17 protein-coding genes are annotated in these 19,734 nt (G+C 39.8%); 4 read left to right on the top strand and 13 right to left on the bottom strand.

The genetic code is table 11. The annotated features are described in order from the left end of the window. The 3 genes from ABZB17_RS08955 to ABZB17_RS08945 all read right to left on the bottom strand — a co-directional run. The coding region (locus ABZB17_RS08955) for an efflux RND transporter permease subunit (protein WP_372649539.1) at nucleotides 1-2,916 on the bottom strand (2,916 nt) is incomplete at its 3' end. A 35-nt stretch (nucleotides 2,917-2,951) separates the two neighbouring features. Then, nucleotides 2,952-3,974 (bottom strand): efflux RND transporter periplasmic adaptor subunit, encoded by a 1,023-nt coding sequence (locus ABZB17_RS08950; protein WP_372649537.1) that lies wholly within the window; start codon nucleotides 3,972-3,974, stop codon nucleotides 2,952-2,954. A gap of 23 nt (nucleotides 3,975-3,997) precedes the next feature. Further along, nucleotides 3,998-5,284, bottom strand: coding sequence for a TolC family protein (locus ABZB17_RS08945; RefSeq protein ID WP_372649535.1), 1,287 nt, complete (start codon nucleotides 5,282-5,284; stop codon nucleotides 3,998-4,000). Between the two features lie 348 nt (nucleotides 5,285-5,632). On the opposite strand from ABZB17_RS08945, the gene ABZB17_RS08940 reads away from it, so the two are divergent. Together ABZB17_RS08940 and ABZB17_RS08935 are read left to right on the top strand one after the other, a co-directional pair. Beyond that, a complete protein-coding gene (locus ABZB17_RS08940) occupies nucleotides 5,633-6,670 on the top strand; it encodes a sensor histidine kinase (RefSeq protein WP_372649533.1) in 1,038 nt (345 codons plus the stop codon). Beyond that, on the top strand, nucleotides 6,671-7,417 hold the full coding sequence (locus ABZB17_RS08935) for a LytR/AlgR family response regulator transcription factor (RefSeq protein WP_372649531.1): 747 nt from the start codon (nucleotides 6,671-6,673) through the stop codon (nucleotides 7,415-7,417). It abuts the gene before it with no gap. 1,773 nt (nucleotides 7,418-9,190) lie between these two features. Here ABZB17_RS08935 and lnt read toward each other — a convergent pair. The 3 genes from lnt to ABZB17_RS08920 are packed head-to-tail and all read right to left on the bottom strand — an operon-like array spanning nucleotide 9,191 to nucleotide 12,458. Next, the gene (gene lnt / locus ABZB17_RS08930) at nucleotides 9,191-10,777 is read right to left on the bottom strand and encodes an apolipoprotein N-acyltransferase (RefSeq protein WP_372649529.1); all 1,587 of its coding nucleotides are present in this window, start codon (nucleotides 10,775-10,777) and stop codon (nucleotides 9,191-9,193) included. Between the two features lie 14 nt (nucleotides 10,778-10,791). Continuing rightward, the gene (locus tag ABZB17_RS08925) at nucleotides 10,792-11,700 is read right to left on the bottom strand and encodes a bifunctional UDP-sugar hydrolase/5'-nucleotidase (RefSeq protein ID WP_372649528.1); all 909 of its coding nucleotides are present in this window, start codon (nucleotides 11,698-11,700) and stop codon (nucleotides 10,792-10,794) included. Continuing rightward, nucleotides 11,700-12,458 carry a 5'-nucleotidase C-terminal domain-containing protein gene (locus tag ABZB17_RS08920; RefSeq protein WP_372649526.1) on the bottom strand — a complete coding sequence of 253 codons (759 nt, stop codon included), beginning with the start codon at nucleotides 12,456-12,458 and terminating at the stop codon, nucleotides 11,700-11,702. Before ABZB17_RS08920 ends, ABZB17_RS08925 begins: the two co-directional genes overlap by 1 nt. Nucleotides 12,459-12,533: 75 nt before the next feature. Here ABZB17_RS08920 and ABZB17_RS08915 point away from each other — a divergent pair, with 75 nt between their 5' ends. Further along, the gene (locus tag ABZB17_RS08915; protein ID WP_372649524.1) at nucleotides 12,534-13,586 is read left to right on the top strand and encodes an N-acetylmuramoyl-L-alanine amidase; all 1,053 of its coding nucleotides are present in this window, start codon (nucleotides 12,534-12,536) and stop codon (nucleotides 13,584-13,586) included. A 49-nt stretch (nucleotides 13,587-13,635) separates the two neighbouring features. Then, a complete protein-coding gene (locus tag ABZB17_RS08910) occupies nucleotides 13,636-14,007 on the top strand; it encodes a thiol-disulfide oxidoreductase DCC family protein (protein ID WP_372649522.1) in 372 nt (123 codons plus the stop codon). Between the two features lie 339 nt (nucleotides 14,008-14,346). On the opposite strand, the gene ABZB17_RS08905 is transcribed toward ABZB17_RS08910, so the two are convergent. The 7 genes from ABZB17_RS08905 to ABZB17_RS08875 form a co-directional block, all read right to left on the bottom strand. Continuing rightward, entirely contained in the window at nucleotides 14,347-14,886 is a 540-nt protein-coding gene (locus ABZB17_RS08905) for a DUF4924 family protein (protein WP_372649520.1), read from the bottom strand. A 150-nt stretch (nucleotides 14,887-15,036) separates the two neighbouring features. Next, nucleotides 15,037-15,414: an RNA-binding S4 domain-containing protein gene (locus ABZB17_RS08900; protein ID WP_045032724.1), complete on the bottom strand. Its 378-nt coding sequence runs from the start codon at nucleotides 15,412-15,414 to the stop codon at nucleotides 15,037-15,039. Beyond that, the gene (gene pth / locus ABZB17_RS08895) at nucleotides 15,415-15,978 is read right to left on the bottom strand and encodes an aminoacyl-tRNA hydrolase (protein ID WP_163323390.1); all 564 of its coding nucleotides are present in this window, start codon (nucleotides 15,976-15,978) and stop codon (nucleotides 15,415-15,417) included. It lies immediately after the preceding gene. 66 nt (nucleotides 15,979-16,044) lie between these two features. Then, on the bottom strand, nucleotides 16,045-16,683 hold the full coding sequence (locus ABZB17_RS08890) for a 50S ribosomal protein L25/general stress protein Ctc (protein ID WP_372649518.1): 639 nt from the start codon (nucleotides 16,681-16,683) through the stop codon (nucleotides 16,045-16,047). A 117-nt stretch (nucleotides 16,684-16,800) separates the two neighbouring features. After that, nucleotides 16,801-17,736, bottom strand: a complete 936-nt coding sequence (locus ABZB17_RS08885) for a ribose-phosphate pyrophosphokinase (RefSeq protein ID WP_232302863.1) — start codon at nucleotides 17,734-17,736, stop codon at nucleotides 16,801-16,803. A 201-nt stretch (nucleotides 17,737-17,937) separates the two neighbouring features. After that, nucleotides 17,938-18,534, bottom strand: coding sequence for a ribosome biogenesis GTP-binding protein YihA/YsxC (gene yihA / locus ABZB17_RS08880; RefSeq protein ID WP_372649515.1), 597 nt, complete (start codon nucleotides 18,532-18,534; stop codon nucleotides 17,938-17,940). 46 nt (nucleotides 18,535-18,580) lie between these two features. Next, nucleotides 18,581-19,564 (bottom strand): type I phosphomannose isomerase catalytic subunit, encoded by a 984-nt coding sequence (locus ABZB17_RS08875; protein WP_372649514.1) that lies wholly within the window; start codon nucleotides 19,562-19,564, stop codon nucleotides 18,581-18,583. Nucleotides 19,565-19,734: the final 170 nt, after the last annotated feature.

The following is a 19,734-nucleotide window of genomic DNA, read 5'->3' as shown; positions in this document are numbered from 1 at the left end:
TGATTTACCTGAAAGAGCAATGGCTTCATTCAGTTCATAGCCACGATCCCGCATCAGGTTGATGTAATCTACCAACACGATCCCGTTCTTGACCACAATACCAACCAGCATAATTATTCCCAAAGCGCCAATCATATCCAGAGTGGTACCGGTAATGAGCAGTGAGAGGATAACTCCGGTAAATGCAAAAGGAATAGCCATCATAATGATAAATGGTTTGGAGTAGGATTCGAACTGCGATGCCATTACAATATACACCAGTAATACGATCATTAATCCCAGAAGTATTATATCTCCGAAGGTTTCCTGTTGGTCTTCATAAGTTCCTCCCAAACGGATATTGATATTATCCGGTATATCAATATTTTTTACAACTCCATCAATATCTTCAGCCAGTTCGCCCAACGAAATTTTGTAAGGCAATGATGAAACCTTTACCACGCGCTGTCTGTTTTTCCGCTCAATATCCTGGGGCGACCAATGCTCCTCTATTTTAGCGACTTCTTTCAGCTTTATGATTCCACCTGTTGCAGTGGGGATCGACATGTTTTCGAGTTCCGTTAATGAATTACGGTTTTGCTCTTTCATTCTCACTACAATATCATACTCGTCCCCGTCTTCTTTCAGATAACCGGTTTGCATCCCGTTTATCCGGTTGCGGACATAGGTTGCCACAGTTGCCGAGCTTACGCCATGAAGCGCCAGTTTCTCTTTGTCCACCACTACTTTCAATTCCGGGCGATCTTCTTCCCTGCTAATGGTTATGTTTCGGGCACCCGGTACGCTGTCGGTAATTGCCTGTCTGATGTTTTCTGCCAACAGGTAGGTTTTATCGAAATCGTAACCATAAATTTCAACATCAACGGTAGAAGCTCCAGTCATTCCCGAAGAGGAAGCCATTGCCTGATAGTCCGTAATTTCAGGATATAGCGCCATTTCCTGTCGTAACACTTCCGCTATTTCATCAATGCTGCGTTCCCGCTCCTGTTTTTTGTTGGCAACCAAAATCATTGAGATTTTACTGTTTGTACTTGACGAAAACAGTGCTGATATTCCGGCTTCTTCATTGAGGCCTGCCGATGTGGATATTATGCGTATCTCAGGAGCAATTTCCATAAACCGTTGTTCCAGTCGACGGGCAGTCTTCAATGTTTCTTCGATACGTGTTCCCTGGTTTAGTTCCACAGTTACTTCCAAACGTCCATTGTCGGTTGTTTGCATAAAATCGGTTCCAATCATACCTGAAAACAACGGAATAAGCGAGGCGCCAAAAATACCCAGGGCGAAAAGCAGTGTAACTAATTTGTTTTTTAAACAAAAACGCAGTGAGTTGGAATAAAACTCATCCACTTTATCTAAAAATTTTACAATATGCCTGTCGTACCAGCTCTTTTTATCGGTTTCCTCAATCAAGTGGCCTTTGTCATCTACTTTGATTTTTTTAGACTTCAACAGCTTTGAACTCAACATTGGCGTTAGCGTAATGGCGATGATAGTGGAGGTAACAACCACCAAGGTAACAATCCAGCCCAGTTCTTTAAACAAAATACCCGCCATCCCGGTTAGCATAGTCAGAGGCATGAATACAACTACTATGACTAATGTAGTTGCTATTACCGAAACCCAAACCTCATTGGTTCCATACTTAGCGGCTTCGCGCGGACTGCTACCGCGTTCAACGTGCCGGGTAATGTTTTCGAGCACCACAATAGCATCGTCAACCACCATCCCGATAGCAATGGTTAATGACGAAAGCGAGATGATATTCAGTGAACTACCGGTAAATGCCAAATAAATAAATGACACAATAAGGGCTATGGGAATAGTAAAGCCAATAATCAGTGTGGCACGCCATCTTCCAAGGAAAAACAGCACTACGATTACCACAAAAAGTAAAGCCCACATAATAGACTCCGCAAGGCTGTTAACCGAATTTTGGATGTCTTCCGATGAATCGTAAATAACATCGAATTTAATATCAGGAGGAAGTTCGTTTCCAATCCTTTTTAACTCTTTATTGAGATCTTCCAATATTCTTACTGTATTTCCTCCGGTAGCTTTGGTTATAACTAAGCGAACACCGTCCTTGCCATTTATTTTTTCGTCGAGCGACAAATCTTTAATGGTATCCCGGACTGTTGCAATATCACGTACAAAAATTTGTTTTCCTTCAACTGTGGTACTTACTACAATATCGTTAATCTCGCTACTCTCAATGTATTCGCTGCGAACTTGTACCTGGTATTGCTCTTTGTCCATTTTTACTACTCCGGACGCAAGATTGAGGTTATTATTCCCAATAGCGTTTCCAACGGTTTCTAACGGCAGTTTGTAGGCATCCAGCTTTTGTTGGTCAAGGTCAACATAAATGTAGCGTTCGGGAGACCCCATTATTGAAATATTACCAATTCCATCTACCCTGTTAAGTTGAGGAACAACATCATCGTTCAATATTTTATCCAAACCCGCGTAGCTCTCGTTGGCGGTTACAGCATACATGGCAATAGGAATAGAACTACTGCTGATTTTAAAAATAAAAGGGGTAGAACAACCACTTGGGAGGTTATCTCTTATCATGTCAATAGACGAACGTACATCATTAATAACTTCATCGAGGTTGGTTTCCCATTCAAACTCCATCGATATCATTGACACATTATCGCTTGATGTAGAAGTTATCTCTTTTAGCCCGTCAACCGAATTTAACCCGTTTTCAAGCAGGCGGGTTACATTGGTCTCCACTTCACTGGCATTTGCTCCCGAGTAGGTTGTCATAACCGTTACGTATGGCGGATCTATTTCGGGAAATTGATCAATAGGCAATCTCGACAGGGAGTACAGCCCTATCACTACAACGGCAACGAATATCAATAGCGTTGTTACCGGTTTTTGTATTGCTGATTTATATATGCTCATTTTTTAATCTTCGTTTTGGTTTTTGAACCTTAAACTTATTTTACAACGTCCAGTTTTGTACCATCAATCAGTTTTGCCTGGCCTACGGAAACCAACCTGTCTCCTTCTTTCAGTTCCCGGGAATAAACATCAATCATCTCGTCATAACGGTCTCCAAGGGTAACATCAACGCGTTTGGCCACTCCGTTATCATCGATAAAAACATAGCGGTTATTTGAACCAGTAAGTTTTAATACCGCCTGATAGGGCACCAGAAGGGCTTCTACTTCATCAAGGTTAAAAGTTGTGCGCACAAACATACCCGGGCGTAATAAATCGCGGTCGTTTTTAATCCTGAGCTTTACCTGGAATGTGTGTGTATTTTGATCGATAGTTGGGTAAACGATCTCGATTGTAGCCGGGAAAATCTGGTCTGGATAAATTTCGGTTTTTACGTCAACTGCCATACCACTTTTTACATGAGGAAAATAAGATTCAGGAATATTTACCAATGCTTTAAGCAGGTGGATCTGCGTTACTACCAAGATTGGATTTCCGGCATACAACTCGCCATCTTCATAATTCTTTTCTGAAACAACCCCTGTTATCGGCGTTTTTACAAAAGTGTTTGCAGTCAGAAAATCAACGTTTTCTTTCGACTGGTCGTAATTCAGTTTTACCTGGTCGTACGACTGTTGTGAGGTTGTATTTGTTTCTCTCAATGCCTTGTTCCGGTCTAGCTCAACGCCTAAGTTTGCAAACGTAAGTTTGGCAGTATTTAGTTGATTTTGATCCATACGGACAAGCATGTCTCCGGCTTTTACATTCGATCCTACCTCAACGTATATATGCTCGATATGCCCATTTACCGAAGGAGCAATATTTACGGTTTCATAGCCTTCCAGAGTGGATGAAAGTTCTACTCGTCGATTAATTTTTGTTTTCTCAAGCGCTATTGTTTTAACTTTTTCAGCACGTTGAGATTCAGTGGCAGTGTTATCTTTGGTCTCTTGTCCACCGCAGGCAGATAAAAATAGTATCAGGCCAGATAAAGCGGCTAAACGAAAAAAAGTATTCATATTCTTATTTGTTTCTGAATTATTTATTTTTCAACATTTAATAATTGTTCCAGGTCTATTTGAGCTGAAACGACTTCCAATAACGATTGTACATAACTGTTTTGAGCAGTAACCACATTGGTACTGGCATCGGTTACATCCATACTGGAAGCCATTCCGTGTTCGTATTTTCTGGTAATATTGTCAAACACCCGTTGACTTACTTCAACATTTTTCTTCTGAGCTTCAAAACTATCGTAAGCAGAACTCAGGTTATAACATAATTGGCGATGTTGAATATTTAATGATTCCTCGGTATCGGCAAGGGTATTTAACTGCGCTTCGTACTTTAGTTTTGTTTCTTTGAGTGCTGCCGACCTGTTGCCGCTCGAAAAAATAGGAATACTAAGTGTTGCCCCAATTGAATTGGGCGGAGTCATATTAAAAGTGCTCTCATCGCTGAAATAGTCTATTTTGGTATATCTGTAATACGCACTTAAAGAAGGGGCATAAGCCCATTTTTTCATATTAACTTGCGTTTTCAACTGCTCAACATTTTGCTGCATTAACTGGTAATCATAATTTTTATCCAAAATAAAATCAAGGTTTAACAGCGACAGTGCGTTATCTGTGTCCATTAAACCGGGAAGATTTTGCGACAAACTGATTTCGGTAAATACATCAACACCCATTTGCAGGCGCAATGAATTGTAAAGCATTTCCAGTGACCGTTTAGACGAACGAATATTTGTCTCCATTGTCACTATCTGTACCGATATCTGATCGGCAGCAATTTGCTCGGCTACTCCAACTTCTACCGACTGTTCGGTGTGTTTAAACAGTTGATGAAGGTTCTCCAAATTTTTCTCAAGTAAACCAACGCTTTCGTGCATAACCAGGATCGAATAATATAAAGTCTTTACCTGGTCAACGGTTTGCTGTTCGGTTTGCTTCCTCGAAATGTCTGCCATCTTTACGGAGATATCATTTAGCTTAATGCCAATTATCTGAGAAACACTGGCTCCTATTGAAGCAGTTACTGAAAAAGTACCGGATGGAGGCATGGCAATTTTGTTCCCTGACAGGTCTAATTTATGCCCCAGATTGTTGGAATAGTCGGCCCCCGCATCTACCTGGGGTAGCATTGCTGAAAGCGATTGCCAGCGTGCAGCCTCGGCTTCTCTGATAGATAATGATGCATTTTTTAATGTTCGGTTATGCTCCAATGCATAATTTTGTGCATCCTTAAGGGTAAGACTCAATTTTTCCTGGGCAAAAGACTGTATGCCCAGCAAAAGCCCCAATACAACAATTTTTAATTTGTGTTTCATGTATATCTTATAAATTAAAATGGCGGTATAAAAACGAATGCAAATCTGCTAATCTTAATTGCCCGCTAAAAAAATATTCAAGGAAAGGGGCTAAATATTCAAGAAAAGGGGCTAAATATTCAAGAAAAGGAAATATTTAACGAATCAGCACAGTGTGGGTTCCCGTCGCTCCGAAATCAAGTGCCCGAAAACGCATAACGACCGCCTTAACAGGCGTTTATGACACGCATGGAAGAAAGCTGCGTTAAAAATGATTACGAATTATTTCTCTAAGTTTACTTAACGCAACTAAGTCGCTGGCAAATAATCCTTACATTTACCCGAAAATCAGAATGAATAGAAATACAGATGGTTGAGCATAAATTTTTTCTTTTACGGAAATCCCAAATCATTTGGATTGGAATTGCTTTCGTTTACTTCATTATTGGAGCAAGATACTCGTGGCAAGGATCGATTGTTCCGGCACTGCTTTTTACATCAGGCCAGTATTCCTTGTTTCAGATTAATCAGAAACGACTAATTCGAAGGTATTATGAAGCCTCTCAAATAAAGTTCTATCTCTATAATTTCCTGCTAATTTTTATTATCGCAGTAATTTTAAGCTTGCTTCTCCACATTTATATCCATTTTTATCCTTCGCTTACTCCCTCCAGTGCCCCTAAAGCCCGTATTTCTTCTGCTATACTATTTTATATGATTTTTTGTGGTATCGCATCCGGAGCCAGTGTATTCTTATACCTGCTTGAAAAGGAGAAGAAATCGAAAGTTGAAATAGAGAAGTTAAAACGGGACAAAAGTGAAAGTGAACTTAAGTTTTTAAAAACCCAGATTAATCCACATTTTTTGTTTAATGCCCTCAACAATATATATTCATTGGCTTATTCTGAAGACAAAAAGGTTCTCGATAAAATTGCAATGCTCTCTGATATGCTTCGATATGTACTTTACGATTGTGAGTCGGACTACATTCCACTTGATATGGAAATTGAATATATAAACAGCTTCATTGAATTTCAGCAACTTAAAACAGAACACGAACAAAACATACATTTTACGGTCAACAATAACTCATTAAATAAACAAATTGCCCCTATGCTGCTTGCCCCGCTTGTCGAAAATGGATTCAAACACAGTCGGATAGAGGATACTCCTGCGGGCTTTGTAGATATACAACTTACCGCAGATAGTGAAAAGTTATGTTTTATTGTTTGCAACAGTATTCCCGATAAGAAAAAAGTTTCAACAAAACTAAATAAGGAAGGTGGAATAGGAATTGATAACATAATGAGCCGTTTGAAGCTAATATATCCGCAAAAACACTTGTTCGAAATAGACAATACAAGTTCAAAAGTTTATACAGTGAAACTCGAATTATACAAGAAATAAATGGAAGAATATCAAAAATATAACTGTATAATTATTGACGATGAATTCCTTGCCAGGAAATTAATTGCCGATTATATTTCAAAAATAGATCACCTCAACCTGGTTGGAAGTTTCGACACCCCTATTAAAACCATCGACATCATTACGAAAGGAAATGTAGATGTTATATTCACCGATATAGAAATGACCGATATATCAGGGATCGACTTCATACAAGAACTTTCGGTTCCCAATCAACCTATAATTGTGTTTATTACCGCTTATCCGCAATACGCAGTTCAGGGCTTTGAAATTAATGCTGTTGAATATTTGCTAAAACCTGTTTCATTTCCGCGCTTTGTAAAAGCGGTGAATAAAATAACTACTATTCTGAAAGCCAAACAAAAACTGCAATTACTTGAAAACTCACAGCCCCCAATTCAGCCGGTAATAGAGAAAAAAGGTTTTGTGATTATTAAAAACGAGCGTAAGATTGTAAAACTTCTGCACGAGGAAATTCTGTTTATTGAAGGGGCATTGGAATATGTAACTTTTCAAACACGAAACAAAAAGATTATGGGGCTTTTTTCTCTTAAAAATCTGGAAAAAGAGTTACCGGAAGATAAGTTTATGCGAATTCACAAATCATACATCGTAGCATTGGATAAAATTTCTGAGATAGATGGGAACCTGGTGAGAATAGACCAATTTACAATCGCTGTAAGTAAAGCTATTCGGCCAAAGTTGCTAAAAGCGTTTTCAAAGTAATTTTAAACTCACAAATCAATTTTTTTCCTGATTCCCGCTTGATATTTACGAAAAGGAGACAGACAAAGATTGTCGCGACGATTTCTCTTTCAAACGAGTTTCTGATTGTTCACTAATTGTGCATTCGCTAAAAACTTGAACACCGCAATTATTTTAACAAGTTTAAGTTTGGACTCAATGAGACTAATGACCTGTTTATACGATTCTGCAGATTGGCTAATCTGATAAATAACTGTTTATTAGAGATTTTATTCACATTTGAAATCCGGCAGGATCTTTATAAACCTAAAACCTCTCCTAAAAGCTTTAGTTCTTCTAATAAATGGTTCGAATTTTGTGCCGTAGGGTTCACCAAAACAAAAAAGCTCTGTAATCGAAATAATTACAGAGCTTTTTGTTTATTGATTGCTGTTTTATATTACAGATAAACCATAAAAAACCTTGAAACAAAAACATATCTTAATTTTAGAGATCAATAGCTGTCAGCTGAATTTTATCCAACCATATTTTTTCGTTCACAGGAACCTGGCTTAAATCAAATACCAATCGAAATCTTCCTGGCTGCATTATCTTTTTGGTTTGAAAACTATACTTTTCGGTTTGCCTTTTCACAACGAATTCAATTTCTGAACTCCCCCCCTTTTACCGATGGGCTCGAAGGATACCTGTAGTTTTGCATTACAGGTGGCAATTGACTTAATTGTCACCTCATATTGCTTATCGTCTCCGTTTGGGAAAGTCCAAATCAAAGATGCTTCACTACCCGATTCAATAATTTCTATTTCGTTCGAATTCACCCCGGATATTTTGAAGTCTGGTTAATTGAGAAGATGGCCTTTTCATTTGGGTTATGAATATCCCAGTCTCCAAAATTGAAACTCCTCGAAGCAGAGCTGACGAGGAATCCTATTCCGTTAAGGACTTTTTTATTGTTTTGTTCGCTTACTCCGAGGCAAAGCCATCGGGGAATGCCTCACCGGAATTCAAATCAAATTCACCATTTATCATTCGTTTGTAAGCTCTTGAACGTTCTCCATAGTCCCTGGTATCCATTGGAAAAATTGTAGGATAGTATTTGTATTCAACCAATCTGATTCAGAGATTTTAAAAGATAATATTGTCTTCGGAACTTTTATAAGATTCCGAATTGAATGAATTGAACCAAATCCTATAGCCCCAACGGTGTACAACAAATAAATATATTCCGAGATTTCGAATTGTCATTATCCTGTTTTTCTCCACCGAGACAGAGTTCTTTTAGCCGTTCGAAAGATCCGCTCCAGTAGCAAAAATGATAGTTCAAAAACGCCATTTTCTAACGAAACAAAGTGTTATTTTCTATATTTTCTTATCAAAGGCGGCCCGAAATACCAATTACATATCATAAATATCTAACTGGTAAAGCAACATATATAATACAATGAAAATTTCATAAAAATCGTTACTATTTAATAAACTAACCAACAATACATTACCTTTTCGTTCATTAAAATTAACCTCCAAAATTTGCATATACCAAAGCTTACACCTACATTTGAGTTATACAAAACGAGTTCATTGAGAGAGAAAAAATATTTTCCGCATTGATCTATAAATTGGTAAACTCAACAGAAAAAATTAAACCGAGTAAGCTCTTTATGGTTGTAAAAGCAGGCCTTGTAGTCCGTCAGCTGACGGATGAGTCTTCGGACCGGTGGAAGTTTGATCAACCGGGCGCTCAAATCCTGTTATACAGGGGTTTTCACAATGGATTAGTGCGGAATTTTTTTGTCCTTACGCGAACTTTCTCACAAACACCAGCAATACCATTAATACACTAATAAACACCGAAGTACGGGCGATAAAATCGCCATGTTTTACATAGTAAGTAAGTGTTTTGTTTTTGTTAACCGATCCGGCAATTGCGGCTTCCTTCCACCAGTTTGTTGCCTGCAAAACATCGCCACGCTGATTGATAAAACACGAGGTTCCGGTATTTGCCGACCGTGCAATACTTCGCCGCGTTTCCACTGCCCGCAATTGCGAAAACAACAGGTGCTGTTTATAACCGCGTGAGTTTTTCCACCAGCCATCGTTGGTGATCACAAAAATTACATCAGCCCCTTTTTTTACGTAATCGGTCACATAGTCGCCAAAAACTGATTCGAAACAAATTACCGGCGCGATCACCGCTTTTTTGCTCACCAGGTTAGAAGCTTCTTTTTGTCGCCCCAGCGAGCCGGAAGCACCTCCCAGATCAATATAATTGTTCTTCAGAAAGGAGAAATACTTTTGAAAAGGAACCTTCTCTACGCCAGCAACCAATTTCGATTTATGGTAGGTCTGAATCTCACCGTCTGTGGTGAAAAGCATCGCAGTATTATACCGGTCGTAAGTTATGCCGTTGTTGTGCTGTGCCGAATAGGTAATATCATCCTTGTTTTCGTATTGTCTGAATGACGAAACACCAAAAACCATATCCGCCTTCTCATACCGTTGAAGAAAACTATCGAGACGAATCAAAAAAGCATTCGATTCAAAAGTAGCTTCATTCCAAAGTGTTTGATGTTCAAATAAGGTTTCCGGGCCAACAATAAAGTCGGTACTGTCGCTGGTTACTTTGGCTGCCAAACGAAGAAAATCATCCAGTTTTTGTGTTTCTGCTTCCATATCGAACTTTTCATTATACGGATCGACGTTGGGCTGGACTATTGCAATGTTTATTGGATTTTCTGCCTCCATGTAAGAGGAATACATCCGAAAAGAAATGATTAAGGGAACGACCAATAAAACCAGTAATACAGTTGAGCTAGTAATCGTTTTTTTTAATGAACTTTTTAGATGAACATTTCTAATTAGCTGAAAAAGGAATAAATTCAAGAGCAAAATCCAGAGCGTTCCGCCAAAAGTTCCGGTGTATTCGTACCACTGAATGATTTTCACATTATTCGCCAATACACTTCCCAGTTGCAGGCAAGGCCATTCAATATCCCATTGAAACTGCAAAAACTCCAGCGAAATCCAGAAAACTACCAGCGAAATATAGCCAAGCGGAGACGACATTTTTCTTCGGATGGAATGAGCCCCCCACCAAACCAGCGACATCAGAAATGCATTAAAGATCATGGCAGCCCCCACTCCCGCCAGCGAAACTTTCATCATCCACCACGAAGCCAAAACATTCCAAATCAACGCGGCAAGAAAAACATGTCCCCACAGCGAAACCGGAGGAAATCCTTCTTTGTACTTTAAAAAGAAATTTTCGAGATAAAGCAGCGGAATAAGTGCAATAAAAAGCACCCAACCGGGAAATCCGAGCCAGGGCAGACTTAACAATACACCGGTACCAGCTGAAAGTAATAGCCTGTGAAATCGGTTCATAGGCAGTTGAATTTTTATAGCAAGTCGGAATAAACCGCTTTTTTATTCCCCTTTGATTTTTCGAAAACAAAATCAACCTTTCCAACCACAAGACCACCCCACCAGGCTTGATTTACAATTACAGGTTGCCCGAGTTTGTTCTTTTCTTCCAGCGGTTTTTCAAGGTACGAATGCGTGTGTCCGCCAATAATTAAATCTGTGAATGAAGTTTCGGCCGCAAGGTCCAAGTCGCTTACCTTCTTATCGCGGTAGCGTAACCCTAAATGCGACAGACAAATTACCAAATCACATTTCTTGTCATTTCTCAGGAAACTTTCCATTTTCTGTGCAACAACCAGCGGATCGTTATAAACTGTATCGCCGTAATTCTTCTTTCCAACCAGATTCTCCAGTTCGATGCCCACTCCATAAATTCCGATTTTTACTCCGTCGCGCTTAAAAATTTTATACTCCGGGAAACTTCCCGATAAAATGGTATCAGAGAAATCGTAATTCGAAGAAATGATCGGGAATTCGGCATTGGGCAGCGGATTTTTAATCCCCTGCAAGCCGTTATCAAATTCGTGGTTACCAATTGTACTGGCATCGTAACCGGCCTCGCTCATTACCTTTAACATCAACTCACCTTTAAAGTAGTTAAAGTAGGGCGTTCCCTGGAACATATCACCGGCGTCGAGCAACAAAGTATTCGGATTTTTTTGTCGCTGCAAAGTGGCCAGTTTGGCAATACGTGCCAAACCACCTTTGTTGGCATAGCGTTCGTTTGTGCCGGTAAATGGCTCGATATGACAATGAATATCGTTGGTATGTAATATCGAAATCGTGGTGAAATCTTCGTGAGCAAATAATTCGTAAGGTACCGCTCCTAAAGTGATTCCGGCTGTTCCGGCGGCAACGTTTCTTATAAATCTTCTTCTATCCATTATCTAATCCTCCCATCCAGTTTTGGGTTAACCTGCTGATTATTATCAGCCAGTTCTTCCAGGTAATCAATTATTACATCACGTATTTTTTCACCGGTGTTTACAAACTGCTCATTTTCGGCTAACATTTCAAGTCCGTCGCCACCGGCTGCCACATAATCGTTGGTTACCAACCAGTAACTTTTATCAGCAGTAATTTCCTCGCCACCTATTTTCACCTCTGTAGCTTTATCTCCGGCAATAACCATCTGTACGCCGCCAACACTACCACCTCCATGATCGGCAATATAATCGAGAAAGGCCTGCATTTTGTCGCCTTTTAATTCCAGTAAAACCAGTTCATTTTCGAAAGGCATTAACTCAAAAATATTTCCAACGGTGATTTCCCCTTTCGGAAGTGTTGACCGGATACCACCGTAGTTAAAAAACGAAACAGCTGGCTTTAAATTCAGTTGCTGGTTATTGGCTACAACTGCGCCCTGTTCGAGCAATAAGTCGGCCAAAAAGTTGGTCAGTAAACTTTCGGGTTTGTCTTTAACCAGTTCATTTTCAGAGATGGCAAGTACCCGGTTCATATCTTTTTCAAGTATATTTTTATATGGAGCATAAAGCTCTACAATAGTACTATCCATTGTTCCAACCTCTTCTGAGACAGAAACATTCTCGATTTCATAACTTTTTTGAACAAACTGTGTTGTACACGAAAAAGTGAATAACAGGCAAGTTATTAACAACAGGTAGCTGATAGTTTGTCGCATAAATAAATCAGATTTTTTTCCGTTAATTCTATTTTAGCATTAATGTTGTTCAAAGGAAACAAAATAGTAGTGAACATGTTCGGGTTAAACTTACATATAAAATCAGTTACCAAAATAACTTTCGTGTTATTTTTGGCGATAATTCTGCTTCCCTTTAACAGCCTTTCGCAAAGCAAGGAAGTTGTTGCACTAAAAGGCGATGGAATTTACCGTTTGCTAACCAGGCACGGCTTATCATCAGCCGAGTATATGGATGACTTTATTACTTTAAACAAAAGCAATCTGGGGCGAAATAATACCTTGCTTGCCGGAGTAAAATACAAACTTCCTGACACAGCAAAACTGCCGGCAACGCCTGCATCAAGTTCCACTCCATCAAAAGGAACCGGAAAAATGGTGCATTACGATATTTTTGGCAGCGAATATGCCGATATTGAGATCTTAAGTAACAATTTAAAAGGGGCAGTTTATTACCTGGTTGGAGGCCATGGAGGCCCTGACCCCGGCGCTGTTGGGAAATACAATGGCTATTACGTATATGAGGATGAATATGCCTACGATGTTACTTTACGCCTCGCGCGAAATCTTATTGCCGAGGGAGCAACAGTATACCTGATCACCCGTGACAAAAACGACGGAATTCGTGATGAATACAGCCTGAAAGCCGATAAAGATGAAGTTTGTTATCCTAACTTACAAATTCCGCTCAATCAAACACGGCGCCTGCGTCAACGTACAGATGCGGTTAATCAGCTTTATAAAAAGCACAAGGGAGCCTTTCAGCGTATGATTGCGGTGCATGTGGATTCAAGGTCCAAAGGCGAAAATATCGATATCTTTTTCTATCACGACAAACGCAGTGAAACCGGTGAAAAAGCATGTAAAATTCTTCGTGACACGATTGAAAAAAAATACCACGAAGTTCAGCCCAATCGAGGTTACACCGGCACAGTATCAACCCGACCTTTGTATGTGGTTAAAAATACCTGGCCAACTGCTATATTTATTGAACTGGGCAATATGAACCATGAGCGCGATGTAAAACGCCTGGTTATACCCGACAACCGTCAGGCTGTGGCCAACTGGTTAGCCCTTGGCTTAATAACCGACTATAAAACCAATAAATAACCCGCTTCTTTCCTGCTCAACTTAAAACCTAACCATTTGTTATGCTTGTGTGAAGCAAAAACAAATAATATTACTTTTTGACGGGTTTTGTAAGCTCTGTAATTCCGCCGTGGATTTCATTATAGAAAAAGCGCAGGAGAACGATTTTAAGCTTCTGGCACTACAATCGGAAGAAGGGCAACAAATTTTAAAGGAGTTTGATTTGCAGCCTGAAATTAACACCGTAGTGCTTATTCAAAACGATAAGGTATTTTCTGAATCGGATGCAGTACTTGAAATCTGTAAACACCTAAAAGCTCCGTGGAATTGGCTAACTGCGTTTAAGCTACTACCTAAAAGCTGGCGCGATAGTTTGTATCGTTTTGTGGCCAATAAGCGTTACAAATGGTTTGGCAAACGAACGAGTTGCCGTACTTTTTAATGGATAAACCCCTTCCCTGCATTTAATATTACCCTGCGAGTATATAATATCGTAGTGCGAGCTACTAATATTTACGTGCGAGCTATTTGTATAATAGTGCGAGCTATATATATAGATGTGCGAGTAAGAATTATTGCCATGCGAGTATAGCTCGCACCTGTTTATTAGTAGCTCGCAGGTGTTTTTTTATTGCTCGCATGCCATTATTAATACCTCGCACGCCTTTATTAATTACTCGCAAGGCATTTTTACCAGCTCGCAGCCCTATTTTTATAGCAGGAGCATCTGAAAATAGACAGGGATTGAGAATAGTGTTTTAGGGAGTTAAGCTAAATGTTTTTAGAAATCAAAATCGCCACTTTCAAAATCGCGGTAAAGTTTCGACAAATCGCCCAACCATTTGCTAATACGTTTTATGGCTTCCAGGGTATCAATCGAAATATTTTTTTGTTGCATTTTAAGCAGCAGAAAACCATATACAGCAGTAATTCCCAGGTCGACATCATTTTTCGCTTCCGGGTTTTTCTCTTTCAACTCCGACACCAGCCCCGCAACCGTTTTGTAGGTTTGCACGTACATACCGTCTTTCGAAGTTTCCATCAGCTTTAAATGAAAATCGTTTACATCCGAAACCAGGTTGTTAAGAAACTGAAAATGCCCTTTCTCCCTGATCTGCTCTTTATCCATCATCAGCACCAAATTGGCATACCAATCAGTTATGGCAGCTTTGGTTTTATCATCAGCTTTATAATGGGCTACCAAACGATCCTCGATAAGCTCCATATCCAGTTTAAAAGCCCTGATCATGTCCTCAATTTGATACATATACAAGATGTATTCGGCAATATTCTCTTTTCGTTTTTGTTTTGCTACAAGCATAATTTTTGTTTTTTGTTTCGATGACTCAAGATAAAAGTAAAAAGGCAAAAGTAAAAAGTGGTGAGTTTTCAATCTCTTTTCAATCTCACCTTCACAAAGTCTCAGCGCTCAAAATCTCTGTTCAATCTTAAACTCCATCTTTTTTAACTATCACCACTCAAAAAAGTCATCCAAATCGCGGCGGTCTTTTTTGGTAGGTCGCCCGGTGCCTTTTTCGCGAACACTCCAGCGCATGTTTTTTTGCATCTCGAGCAATTCGATTTCCTCGGGTGGCGTTACATCCTCAGCAAAATCTGTAACCAATTTGGCTCCCATTCTTTTTCCGGTAAGCGCCAGCACTTTAAAACTTTTGGTAATTGGCGATTTCCGCACCTTTACGATCTCTCCAACATGTACTTCGCGCGAAGCTTTTATTACTGAATCACCAATTGTTACATGGCCTTTTTTGCAGGCTTCGGTAGCCTGACTGCGGGTTTTAAAGATCCGCACGGCCCACAACCATTTATCTATGCGAACTCCTTCTGCCATCTATTTTTTGTTATGGAAATTCATTGTGCGCTCGACACCAAGTGTTCCAAAGCTTTTTATTATTTCAATGGAATCGTCGATTTTAAATGGTAATTCCTTTTGCTCTTCTTTCGACCACTCGCCTAACACGTAGTTTACCTGGTGTCCTTTATGGAAATCGTCGCCAATGCCAAAACGTAAACGGGCATAATCGTTTCGTCCCAGCACCTGGTTAATGTTTTCGAGCCCATTGTGTCCGCCAGCTCCGCCTTTGGCGCGTACTCTGAGTGTACCAAAGGGCAATGCCAGGTCGTCAACCAGCACCAGCATGTTTTTTATATCAATCTTTTCTTGTTGTAACCAGTAATTTACTGCCCGTCCACTCAGATTCATGTAGGTGGTTGGCTTTAGCAAAATAAACGTTCGGCCTTTGAACTTATATTCAGCCACAAAACCGTAACGCTTATCGCTAAAACTAATATTGGACGCCTCAGCGAGTGCGTCCAATATTTGAAAGCCAATATTATGGCGAGTATTTTTATATTCTGGTCCTATATTACCGAGTCCGGCAATTAAGTATTTCATCTGTTTTTAGTTTTATTTCAGATGATTCGCCTTGCTTAAGCAAGACTCATTTCACTTGAATATAATTTATTCTTCTGAAGATTCCGGTGTTTCAGCTTCTTCAGCTGCCACTTCTTCTTCTTCCTCATCGTCGTCAACCATGGCACCGGCAGCAGATCTTGCAGCCCTTGTAATACCAACACCAACGATAACATTCGATTTAGGATCTAACAGCTCGATTCCCGGAATATTCAGGTCAGCCACTTTAATACTTTGGCCGATATCAAGTTTTGTTACATCAATATTGATTGTATCAGGTAAGTTCGCAGCCAAAGCTCTTACGCTCAAACGACGAAGTGTGCTGTTTAATTTACCACCTTTTCTTAAACCTTTAGCAAAACCTTCAATTTTTACAGGAATGTTGATTTTTACTGGTTTATCATCTTTGATTTCAAGGAAATCAACGTGAAGTACCAACTCCTCAACCGGGTGCCACTGAATGTCTTGCATAATTGCTTTATATACAGTACCATCAATGTCTAGGTCGATAAGGTATACGCTTGGTGTATAAACTAATTGTCTTAACTCGGCAAAAGAAACTGCGAAGTGAATTGGCTGCTCGCCACCGTACAATACTGCAGGAGCTTTCTCTTCTACGCGAAGTTTTTTTGCGTCTTTCTTTCCAAGAGAACTTCTTAATTCTCCTTTAATTACTACTGATTTCATTTTAAATAATTTACGTTAATAAATATGGTACTCAGTCCTCCCTTCCTGTGGGTCGGGCAAACAGCATGCACATCATTAATGCGTCTGCTTATGGAAAAAGCGGTGCAAAAATAGAAATTATTTATAATATAACGAACTTATTGACTGATTTTTATAAACCCTGCGAATGGCTTCGCCAAAAGCCTCGGCAGTTGTGATATATTTAATTTTATCGCAGCCTGTTTTTGGTTTAATCGAATCGGTAAAATATACTTCTTCCAATTCCGATTTTTCAATTCTTTCCAGGGCCGGACCCGACAATACTCCGTGTGCTGCAAAAGCGCGAACACTTCTGGCACCCTTTTTCTTCATCAGATTGGCAGCTTTGGTAATTGTTCCGGCAGTGTCGATCATGTCGTCAACAATAATTACATCTTTGTTTTCCACATCACCAATAACGGTCATGTTACCCACCTCGTTAGGACGTGCACGTGTTTTGTGACAAATAACGATACCTGTGTTTAACATTTTTGCATAGGTATTGGCACGCTTTGTACCACCCACATCAGGCGACGCGATAACGACATTATCCAGTCCCATTTTTTCGATAAACGGAACAAAAAGCGTTGATGCGTATAAATGATCTACCGGTACATCAAAAAATCCCTGAATCTGGTCGGCATGCAAATCCATAGTAATCAGCCTGTCGATTCCGGAAACGGTAAGCAGGTCGGCAACCAGTTTTGCACCGATAGAAACCCTTGGCTTGTCTTTACGGTCCTGACGCGCATAACCAAAATATGGTATTACGGCAATTACTTTGTAGGCGCTTGCACGTTTTGCGGCATCAACCATTAACAACAGCTCCAACAGGTTATCGGCAGTTGGTGGTGTCGACTGCACAATAAAAATATGCGAGCCACGAATCGTCTCTTCGTAACAAGGTTCAAATTCGCCGTCGGCAAATACCGGGCACGACGAATGTCCCAGATCAACGTCCAGACTGTCGCAAATTTTTTCAGTTAAATGCCGGGTTGCTCGTCCGGTAAAAATTTTAAGTGGGTGAGTTTTCATCTCCATTTATTTAATGATTTTTTGTTTCAACAAATTGTGTTGGAGTAGATATGGCGAGCCGGTAAGACCACATTTCAGAAGTAAAATTCAGCATTACTCTATGTTTCGCCATCTTGATTTCTTTAATAGTAAAGATTCTGCAAAGTTAACAACTTTACATGTTTCTAAAATAATTGTTAGCTCATTTAGTTCAACGAAAGTTTAGTGGGCTTTATTCACCTCGTCTATCATTCGCAGAATTTCGTCTTTGCCAATGCCCTTTTCAGCCGAAGATATAAAATACCCGGGCATTGTTTCCCAAATCTGAAACATCTTTTCTTCGTATGCTTTCAAATTGTCTTCCAGCTCCTTAGGTTTCAACTTATCGGTTTTGGTAAAAACTATATTGAAAGGAATTTCGCTTATGCCCAGCCATTCCATAAATTCAAGATCAACTTTTTGTGCCTCGTGGCGCGAGTCGATCAAAACAAACAGGCAATAAAGGTTTTCCCTTTTCAGGATATAATTTTTGAGCATTTTCTCCCATTTCAAGCGCTCGGCTTTTGGCACCTGGGCGTAACCGTAGCCGGGCAAATCAACCAGGTACCATTCTTTATTGATAAGGAAATGATTGATCAGGCGGGTTTTTCCGGGTTTGCCCGAAATTTTTGCCAACGATCTTTTATTCGTAAGCATATTTATCAGCGATGACTTGCCCACATTCGACCGGCCTATAAAAGCGTACTCCGGCCGATCGGGTGCCGGACATTTGTCGACTGCAGTATTGCTCATCACAAACTGAGCTTCTTTTATCTCCATAAAAGGTGCGTTTTTAGAATGATTTCTTAAGGTAAGAAATATTCTGCTATTTGATATAAACCTCGAGGATTTTTACTGATTCGCTTTTCGGTTTCAGTTGCACCGACTCAAGGCTGGCCGGCAAAAGAACGGTCTCTCCCATCGATACTGTTTCTGATCCTTCTTCGGTAACGATTTCAAAATCGCCTTCCATAGTCATGTAAATAACAAACGAATCAAGCTGGTTGTAATCTTTATCCTGCTCTTTATTAAATTCGATAATATTTGTGGTGAAATACGGGCAGCTTACAATTTCTACCGCTTTATTTTCCTCGGTTTTGTAATCTGTTTTATACTGGCTTGAATACGAAAAATCGATGGCATCCAATGCCAGATCGGTATGTAATTCGCGCTCGTTTCCTTTATCGTCTTTGCGGTTATAATCGAAAATACGGTAAGTTACATCCGATGTTTGCTGAATTTCGGCCACCAAACAGCCTTTTCCAATAGCATGAACACGGCCTGCCGGAATAAAGAAAACATCGCCAACCTGTGCCTCATCGTAATGCAACAAATCGGTTAATTTACCCGAGTTGAAATATTCAAGGTATTTTTCGCGATCAACTACCTGGTTAAATCCGGAGTTGATAAGTGCGCCTTTTTCTGTACCGGCCACGTACCACATTTCGGTTTTTCCGAAGGCATTGTGTCTTTCTTTCGACAGTTTATCATCGGGGTGAACCTGAATAGACAGATCGTCCTGTGCATCGATAAATTTTATAAGCAGCGGAAATTCATTTCCAAACTTTTCATAAACCTTGTCGCCTACCAAATCGCCCATATATATTTCAATCAACTCGTTCAGGTCGTTGCCGGCCAAAAAGCCATTGCTTACCACCGAAATGTTTCCGTCAACCCCCGAGAGCTCCCAGCTTTCGCCACAGTTGGGCATGTCGCCAAAATCTTTATTCAGGATGGTTTTCATTCGGTTTCCACCCCAGATTTTTTCATGAAAGATCGGGTTGAATTTTATCGGATACAGATTACTCATAATTCGTACGGATTATCTTTTAAATACTATCATTGCTGTCCCATTAAAATCTAATAATATTCTTTGAAAATATTGAAATTTAGTTAGTTGCAGGCGATTTTCGATTAAACGGATTTCAATTTGCATTTTCGCTATTCATAAACAGATTAGCAAATGCATAAGGATAAATA

Source organism: Draconibacterium sp., assembly GCF_041583095.1.
Taxonomy (GTDB): Bacteria; Bacteroidota; Bacteroidia; order Bacteroidales; family Prolixibacteraceae; genus Draconibacterium.
Note: the sequence above shows the minus strand (reverse complement) of the source record. Positions and strands in the feature narration are given on the sequence as shown.

Excerpts from the sequence above, each read along its gene's own strand:
- ABZB17_RS08885 (WP_232302863.1), bottom strand. The coding sequence starts at position 17,736 with ATGAAAACTCACCCACTTAAAATTTTTACCGGACGAGCAACCCGGCAT.
- ABZB17_RS08875 (WP_372649514.1), bottom strand. The coding sequence starts at position 19,564 with ATGAGTAATCTGTATCCGATAAAATTCAACCCGATCTTTCATGAAAAA.
- ABZB17_RS08900 (WP_045032724.1), bottom strand. The coding sequence starts at position 15,414 with ATGGCAGAAGGAGTTCGCATAGATAAATGGTTGTGGGCCGTGCGGATC.
- yihA (WP_372649515.1), bottom strand. The coding sequence starts at position 18,534 with ATGGAGATAAAAGAAGCTCAGTTTGTGATGAGCAATACTGCAGTCGAC.
- lnt (WP_372649529.1), bottom strand. The coding sequence starts at position 10,777 with ATGAACCGATTTCACAGGCTATTACTTTCAGCTGGTACCGGTGTATTG.
- ABZB17_RS08935 (WP_372649531.1), top strand. The coding sequence starts at position 6,671 with ATGGAAGAATATCAAAAATATAACTGTATAATTATTGACGATGAATTC.
- ABZB17_RS08905 (WP_372649520.1), bottom strand. The coding sequence starts at position 14,886 with ATGCTTGTAGCAAAACAAAAACGAAAAGAGAATATTGCCGAATACATC.
- pth (WP_163323390.1), bottom strand. The coding sequence starts at position 15,978 with ATGAAATACTTAATTGCCGGACTCGGTAATATAGGACCAGAATATAAA.
- ABZB17_RS08890 (WP_372649518.1), bottom strand. The coding sequence starts at position 16,683 with ATGAAATCAGTAGTAATTAAAGGAGAATTAAGAAGTTCTCTTGGAAAG.
- ABZB17_RS08950 (WP_372649537.1), bottom strand. The coding sequence starts at position 3,974 with ATGAATACTTTTTTTCGTTTAGCCGCTTTATCTGGCCTGATACTATTT.
- ABZB17_RS08940 (WP_372649533.1), top strand. The coding sequence starts at position 5,633 with ATGGTTGAGCATAAATTTTTTCTTTTACGGAAATCCCAAATCATTTGG.
- ABZB17_RS08920 (WP_372649526.1), bottom strand. The coding sequence starts at position 12,458 with ATGCGACAAACTATCAGCTACCTGTTGTTAATAACTTGCCTGTTATTC.
- ABZB17_RS08945 (WP_372649535.1), bottom strand. The coding sequence starts at position 5,284 with ATGAAACACAAATTAAAAATTGTTGTATTGGGGCTTTTGCTGGGCATA.
- ABZB17_RS08915 (WP_372649524.1), top strand. The coding sequence starts at position 12,534 with ATGTTCGGGTTAAACTTACATATAAAATCAGTTACCAAAATAACTTTC.
- ABZB17_RS08925 (WP_372649528.1), bottom strand. The coding sequence starts at position 11,700 with ATGGATAGAAGAAGATTTATAAGAAACGTTGCCGCCGGAACAGCCGGA.